Genomic DNA, 7,305 nt, shown 5'->3' on the forward strand with positions numbered 1-7,305 from the left:
CACCTTCTCAGACACCCCTCCACGGGATTTGTTGCACGTGGGTAACAGGCCGGACGTCGACCGGCAACGTCGCGGAGCCAGCGTGAGGACCATGTTGTGGAGAGTGCGTACGACGCTGCCCGATCGGCCTGGAGCGCTCGCCGTCCTCGCCCAGCACTGCGGGGCGGCCGGGGTGAACATCCTGGGCCTGCAGATCTTCCCGGACGCCGAGAGCGTCACCGACGAGCTGGTGCTGCGCACCCCGTCCGGCTGGGGCGTCGACGACCTCGCCCGGCTGGTCATCGGCGCGGGCGGACTCGCGGTGAGCGCCGCGCCGTGCACCGAGGCGGCCCTCGCCGACCAGCCGACCCGCTACGTCCAGGCGGCGCGGACGATCCTGGCGCAGCCGGAGTCGTTCCCCGAGATCGTCGCGCAGCTCTTCGACGCCGAGTCCGAGCCGCCCACCGGCGAGGGGCCGGCGCACGACGTGATGGAGCTCGTCGTCGGGGACGTCGAGGTGCAGGTACGGCGCCCCGCCGCGTTCACGCCGACCGAGCACGCCCGCGGTGCCGCGCTCGCCGACCTGGTCAGCGACGTGCTCCAGCGCAGCAAGGAGTCGGCCGCGATCGGCTCGAGCACCGGCAGCCGGCGGCTCGGCGCCGGGCGGTCCCCGTCGTACCTCGCGGCCGGCGACTCGGTCTCCGCCGTCGTCGGCGACCTCGTCGTCGGACTCGCGACCGTCCAGCAGCCGCAGCCCGACGAGCCGGACGTGCGCTCGGTCGTGCTCCGGGTCGACCCGACCTGGCAGCGCCAGGGGATCGGCACCCGGCTGCTGGTCGACGCCGCCAGGCTGGCGCACGGACTGGGTGCCGCCGAGATCCTGCTGACCACCCGCTCGGACAACCGCGCGGTCCTCCCGATGGTGCTCGCCGCCGGCCTGCGCGGCCGGATCCGGATGGCCGCCGACGTCCTGACCGTGCGGGTGCCGGTGCGGGGGCTGCGGCTGGTGGAGTGAGGCGGATCGGTGGGCCGGCTCTGCGGGCTCATCACGGTATGCAGACGAGCCTGCGGTTCCCACGGTGGGTACGCCGTGGGAGGCGAGAACTGGTCGGCATACCGTGATGAACCTGAGGCACTCGCGACGCCCCCACTGAGCCGCAGGCCACACGTACGGCGGCGCTCGGACCCGCCGTACGCCGGTAGGCTGTCGGGGTGGAGCTCCCCGACAAGTTCGCTGCCCTCGGTCTCACCTACGACGACGTCCTGCTGCTGCCCGGGCACTCCGATCTGGCGCCCGCGGACATCGACCTGACCTCGCGACTGACCCGCGAGATCTCGCTGAAGGTGCCGCTGGTGAGCGCCGCGATGGACACCGTGACCGAGTCGCGGATGGCGATCGCGATGGCCCGCCAGGGCGGCCTGGGCGTGCTGCACCGCAACCTGTCGATCGAGGACCAGGCCTACCAGGTCGACCTGGTGAAGCGGACCCAGACGGGGATCATCTCCAACCCGGTCACCATCGGCCCCGACGCGACGCTCGAGCAGCTCGACCAGCTGGCGGGGGAGTACCGCATCTCCGGCTTCCCGGTCGTCGACACCGAGGGTCGCCTGATCGGCATCATCACCAACCGCGACCTGCGCTTCACGCCGGTCGCCGAGTGGGCGACCACCAAGGTCGACGAGGTGATGACGCCGATGCCGCTGATCACCGGCCCGGCCGACATCAGCCGCGAGGACGCCACCCTGCTGCTGCGCCAGCACAAGCGCGAGCGGCTGCCGCTGGTCGACGACCAGGGCCGCCTCGTCGGGCTGATCACGGTGAAGGACTTCGTGAAGTCCGAGCAGTTCCCGCTGGCCTCCAACGACGGCGCCGGCCGGCTGATGGTCGGCGCGGCGATCGGCTACTTCGGCGACGCCTGGGAGCGCGCCACCACCCTGATCGAGGCGGGCGTCGACGTCCTCGTCGCCGACACCGCCCACGGCCACGTCACCCTGCTCCTCGACATGGTCCGGCGCCTGAAGTCCGACCCGGCCACCAAGCACGTCCAGGTCATCGGCGGCAACGTCGCCACCCGCGACGGTGCGCAGGCGTTCGTCGACGCCGGCGCGGACGCCGTCAAGGTCGGCGTCGGCCCCGGCTCCATCTGTACGACGCGCGTCGTGACCGGCGTCGGCGCTCCCCAGGTGACGGCCGTCTACGAGGCGTCCCTCGCGTGCAAGCCGGCCGGCGTACCCGTGATCGCCGACGGCGGCCTGAAGTACTCCGGCGAGATCGCCAAGGCGCTGGTCGCCGGCGCCGACACCGTGATGGTCGGGTCGCTCCTGGCCGGCTGCGAGGAGTCGCCGGGCGACCTGATCTTCGTCAACGGCAAGCAGTTCAAGGCCTACCGCGGCATGGGCTCGCTGGGCGCGATGTCGAGCCGCGGCAAGAAGTCGTACTCCAAGGACCGCTACTTCCAGGCCGAGGTCACGAGCGACGACCAGCTGGTGCCCGAGGGCATCGAGGGCCAGGTCGCCTACCGCGGCCCGCTCTCCGCCGTCGCCCGCCAGCTGATCGGCGGCCTCAACCAGTCGATGTTCTACGTCGGCGCGGCCACCGTCCCGGAGCTGCAGGAGAAGGGCCGCTTCGTGCGGATCACCCAGGCCTCCCTGCAGGAGAGCCACCCGCACGGCGTGCAGATGACCGTCGAGGCGCCCAACTACAGCGGGCGGTAGCCACCCGGGTCATCCCGCGGCGGGAGCGGCGATCCCTCCCGGCGCCCGGAGGTCCTCGGCGACGACGTCCCAGTCCGTGCTCCCCGGCCACCGCTCGAGTGCCCGGGCCGAGGTGGCCCGCACCAGCTCCGCCTGGGCCGGAGGGATGCCGGCCTCGCGGCTGGAGGCGACGATGGTCTCCAGGAACGCCAGGCACATGTCGAGGCGTGCCTCGCCCGTGGCGTACGTGCGGAGCTCGACGCTCGCCGTGAGGCCGGGCAGCGAGTCCCGGAGCGTCTCGACGACGGCCTGCGCGTAGGGCAGGAAGCGCCCGGGGTCGATCCCGTGGGCGCTCGCGAGCGTGGTGGCGTGCAGGTGGGCGTACATGCCGGTGAAGAAGATGTCGAGCATCGCCAGGTCGAGCGTGGCCGGAACCGCGTGGTTCGAGCCGGTGAGGTCGCTCGTCCCGCCGAGCCCGTCCCCGAGGACGGTCAGCTCGGCCAGGTCCTCGGACGCGCCGGCGTACAGGACCAGGCAGGAGTCGGTGCCGACGACGGGCGTCGGGACCATCACGGCTCCGGTGACGTAGCGGACGCCGAGCCGGCCCGCGAGGGCAGCGGTCTCGACGGTGGCGTCGGGCGTCCCCGTCGAGACGTTGACGACGACCTGTTCCCGCAGGGCGGGCGCGATCTGCCGCAGCACGCGGCGCGCGGCGTCGTGGTCGCGCACGCAGATCACCACGAGGTCGGCCGCGTCGGCGGCGGCCTCGGGGCTCCGGGCCATCTCGAGCTGAGCGGTGTCGTCGAGACCGAGGTCGGCGGCGCGGCGCGGTGTCCGGTTCCAGGCGACGACGCGGGTGCCGGCCCGGGCGCAGGAGCGGGCGATCGCCGTACCCATGGCGCCGAGGCCGAGGACGGCGATCGTCGGGGTCGAGGGGCTGTTCGTCATGCCTACGATGGTCGAGTGCCGGGAGGTCCCGGTCCAGTACGCACTTCGGTGTGCGTGCTGACCCCCAGGTGAGCGAGGTCGCCATGGAGAAGCCCGCCCCCGAGTGCGGCGTGAACGTCGTCATGGGGCTGATCGGGTCCAAGTGGAAGCCGACCATCCTGTGGTGCCTCTCGGAGGGCGAGCACCGCTTCGCCGAGCTGCGCCGTGCGGTCGGCGGGATCTCCGAGAAGGTCCTCGCCGCCCAGCTGCGCGAGCTGGAGCGCGACGGGCTGGTCGTGCGCGAGGCCCACGAGGGCTTCCCCCTCCGGGTGGACTACCGGCTCAGCGAGCGCGGGGCGGAGCTCGACGATCTCCTCGACCCGATCGCCGCCTGGGGCGACCGCTACCGCGGCGTCGGCGCGGCCCGGTAGCACCTGACGACCCTCCCGGTCGGTGGGCCGTGAAAGACTCGCGCCCGTGACCGACATCGAGATCGGCCGGGCCAAGCGGGCTCGCCGCGCGTACTCCTTCGACGACATCGCCATCGTTCCCTCGCGGCGCACCCGCGACCCGGAGGAGGTCAGCGTCGCCTGGCAGATCGACGCCTACCGCTTCGACCTCCCGGTGCTGGCCGCGCCGATGGACTCGGTGATGTCGCCGGCGACCGCCATCGCGCTGGGACGGTACGGCGGCCTCGGCGTGCTCAACCTCGAGGGGCTGTGGACCCGGTACGAGGACCCGACCGGCCTGCTGGAGGAGGTCGCCGGACTGCGCGGCGCCCAGGCGACCGCCCGGCTCCAGGAGATCTACACCGAGCCGGTCAAGGCCGAGCTGATCACCGAGCGGCTGCGCGAGGTGCGCGACGCCGGCGTGACCGTCGCCGGGTCGCTCTCGCCGCAGCGCACCAAGGAGTTCGCGAAGGCCGTCGTCGACGCTGGCGTCGACATGTTCGTCATCCGCGGCACCACGGTCAGCGCCGAGCACGTCTCCTCCCAGGCCGAGCCGCTGAACCTCAAGGAGTTCATCTACGAGCTCGACGTGCCGGTCGTCGTCGGCGGCTGCGCCACCCACCAGGCCGCCCTGCACCTGATGCGCACCGGCGCGGCCGGCGTACTCGTCGGCTTCGGCGGCGGCGCCGCCCACACCACCCGCACGGTGCTCGGCGTCGCGGTGCCGATGGCCTCCGCGGTGGCCGACGTCGCCGCCGCCCGCCGCGACTACCTCGACGAGTCCGGCGGCCGCTACGTCCACGTCATCGCCGACGGCTCGATCGGCAAGTCCGGCGACCTCGCGAAGGCGATCGCCTGCGGCGCCGACGCGGTGATGGTCGGCTCGCCGTTCGCGCGGGCCACGGACGCCCCCGGCCGCGGCTTCCACTGGGGCACCGAGGCCCACCACGCCGACCTGCCGCGTGGGCAGCGGGTGGAGTTCGAGACGGTCGGCACCTTCGAGGAGATCCTCTTCGGTCCCTCCCGGGTCGCCGACGGCACCATGAACCTGATCGGTGCGCTGAAGCGCTCGATGGCCACCACCGGCTACACCGAGCTCAAGGAGTTCCAGCGGGTCGAGGTCGTCGTCGAGTGAGCCCCGCGTGATCGTCGCCGCGGGTCAGGCGGTCGCGCGGGCCGGCGACTTCGCCGCGAACGTCGCGACCGCGGCCCGGCTCACCGCGCTCGCGGGCAGCCAGTACGTCGAGCTGCTGGTGCTGCCCGAGGCGTTCCTGACCGGGTACGACGCCGCGGTGTTCGCCGGTCCGCTGCCCGCCCCGGCCGACCTCGAAGGGCCGCTGCTCGACCCGCTGCGGGAGGCGGCCGCGGGCACGACCGTCGTGCTCGGTACGGCGCTGGACCGCGGCCCGCGTCGTACCCTCTCGTCGGTGGTGGTCCGCCCCGACGGCCGGACCGACGCGGTGTACGACAAGCAGCACCTCGACGGCCCCGAGAAGGACCTGTTCACCCCGGGCGAGGACGGCGCCTCGATCGTCGTCGGCGGCCTGGAGCTGGGCCTCAGCATCTGCTACGACGGCAGCTTCCCCGAGCACGCCCGCGCCGCGGCCGACGACGGCGCGGTCGCCTACCTGAACTCGATGGCGTACTTCCCCGGCGGCGCGCACCGCCGCGACCTCTACTACGCGGCCCGCGCGCTCGACAACGGCTTCTACGTCGTCGTCTCCGGTCTCACCGGCCCCTGCGGCGCGTCCTCGTTCATCGGCGGCTCCGCGGTCTACGACCCCGAGGGCCGCCCGCTCGTCCGGCTCGGCGAGGAGGAGGGCCTGGCCGTCGCCGAGCTCGACCCGGCCCTGGTCGCCGCCACCCGCGCCCGGCACACCATGCACCACGACCACCGAGCGTCTTTGGGCCGGCGCGTCCGTCGATAGTCCCTGACGTTCGGCACCGGTGGACGCTGGCGGATTCAGCTGGTCGAAGCAACACCGACTGATGGAGGTGTTGTGGTGCCGAGGAAGCGTGTGCCGGACGTGGTCCGGTCGAGGTTCTTCGATCTGGTGTGTGCGGGGTCGTCGTTGGCAGCGGCGGCGGGCGAGGTTGGCGTGGCGAAGCAATCGGCGTGGGAGTGGTGGGGTCAGTCTGCTCCGGTGACGTTGGAGCTGACTCAGGGCAGGAGCGGTGGTCTCACGCTGCGTGCGTGCGTGGATCCGGGCGTGGATCCGGGTGTGGCTCCGGGTGTGGATCCGGGTGTGGATCTGGGCGTAGATCCGGGCGTAGATCCGGGCGTGGTGGGTCGGCGGCAGTTGACGAGTGAGGACCGCGCCGTGATCGCCTCGTGTCTGCAGCGTCGGCGTGAGGGTCAACGGGTCACCCAGGTCGAGATGGCCAGGTTGATCGGGCGTGACAAGTCGGTGATCTCCCGAGAGATCGCTCGTAACAGTGGTCCCGATGGCACCTACCACGGTGGCCTGGCTGACAAGGCCGCTCGGCTACGGCGCCAACGCCCCAAGGCGTTCAAGCTGAAGGCGAACCCGGGGCTGTGCGCGTTGGTCGAGACCGGGATGGACGATGGCTGGTCGCCCGGTCTGATCGCGGCGATGCTGCGCGAAGAGCACCCTGGCAACGACCCAGCAGCGAGGATGGCGCGTGTGTCGCACGAGACGATCTACCGCGCGTTGTACGTCCAGACCCGCGGGAGCCTGCGCAAAGACCTGACCGCTCGGCTCGCCACCAAACGCCGCGCCCGCAAGTCCCACGGCAGTGCTGATGCGCGCGGGAAGAGCCTGTACCGCGAGGCGTTCAAGATCAGCGATCGTCCCGCCGAGGTCGCCGACCGCGCCGTCCCGGGCCACTGGGAAGGTGACCTGATCTTGGGAACCGCGAACGGGTCCGCGGTCGGGACCCTGGTCGAACGCTCGACCCGTTTCACCATGCTGCTGCACCTGCCCGGACGTCACGACGCGGACTCGGTGGCCGAAGCGATGATCCGCGAGATGGGGAACCTGCCCATCCACCTGCGCCGCTCGTTGACCTGGGACCGGGGCAGCGAGTTGGCCGGCTACCGCGACATCGAGGTCGCTCTCGACATGCCGATCTACTTCTGCGACCCCCACTCGCCCTGGCAACGCGGCACGAACGAGAACACCAACCGGCTCCTGCGGTTCTGGCTCGAGAAGGGAACCGACCTCTCGATCCACACCGCCGAGGACCTCGAACGCATCGCCGCGACCCTCAACAAGCGACCCCGCCCTACCCTGGG

The 7,305-nt window shown here is 72.1% G+C and carries 7 protein-coding genes; 6 read left to right on the forward strand and 1 reads right to left on the reverse strand.

Annotated features, from left to right (window positions below):
• Nucleotides 1–91 precede the first annotated feature (91 nt).
• Both VMF51_RS01095 and guaB read left to right on the forward strand, forming a co-directional pair.
• A complete protein-coding gene (locus VMF51_RS01095) occupies nt 92–994 on the forward strand; it encodes a GNAT family N-acetyltransferase (protein WP_325472531.1) in 903 nt (300 codons plus the stop codon).
• 197 nt (nt 995–1,191) lie between these two features.
• Complete coding sequence (gene guaB, locus VMF51_RS01100; RefSeq protein WP_325472532.1) at nt 1,192–2,694, forward strand: IMP dehydrogenase; 1,503 nt, start codon at nt 1,192–1,194, stop codon at nt 2,692–2,694.
• A 9-nt stretch (nt 2,695–2,703) separates the two neighbouring features.
• Here guaB and VMF51_RS01105 read toward each other — a convergent pair whose 3' ends face one another.
• Nucleotides 2,704–3,621 carry an NAD(P)-dependent oxidoreductase gene (locus VMF51_RS01105; protein ID WP_325472533.1) on the reverse strand — a complete coding sequence of 306 codons (918 nt, stop codon included), beginning with the start codon at nt 3,619–3,621 and terminating at the stop codon, nt 2,704–2,706.
• Between the two features lie 50 nt (nt 3,622–3,671).
• Here VMF51_RS01105 and VMF51_RS01110 point away from each other — a divergent pair, with 50 nt between their 5' ends.
• The 4 genes from VMF51_RS01110 to VMF51_RS01125 form a co-directional block, all read left to right on the forward strand.
• Nucleotides 3,672–4,031 carry a helix-turn-helix domain-containing protein gene (locus VMF51_RS01110; protein ID WP_325472534.1) on the forward strand — a complete coding sequence of 120 codons (360 nt, stop codon included), beginning with the start codon at nt 3,672–3,674 and terminating at the stop codon, nt 4,029–4,031.
• A gap of 46 nt (nt 4,032–4,077) precedes the next feature.
• Nucleotides 4,078–5,184: a GuaB3 family IMP dehydrogenase-related protein gene (locus VMF51_RS01115; RefSeq protein ID WP_325472535.1), complete on the forward strand. Its 1,107-nt coding sequence runs from the start codon at nt 4,078–4,080 to the stop codon at nt 5,182–5,184.
• A 7-nt stretch (nt 5,185–5,191) separates the two neighbouring features.
• The gene (locus VMF51_RS01120; protein WP_325472536.1) at nt 5,192–5,977 is read left to right on the forward strand and encodes a carbon-nitrogen hydrolase family protein; all 786 of its coding nucleotides are present in this window, start codon (nt 5,192–5,194) and stop codon (nt 5,975–5,977) included.
• A gap of 75 nt (nt 5,978–6,052) precedes the next feature.
• Nucleotides 6,053–7,305 (forward strand): IS30 family transposase (locus tag VMF51_RS01125; RefSeq protein WP_422656552.1); only part of this gene is annotated, 1,253 nt, incomplete at its 3' end.

Origin of the sequence: Nocardioides sp., from assembly GCF_035503875.1 — a bacterium.
Classification (GTDB): domain Bacteria; phylum Actinomycetota; class Actinomycetes; order Propionibacteriales; family Nocardioidaceae; genus Nocardioides.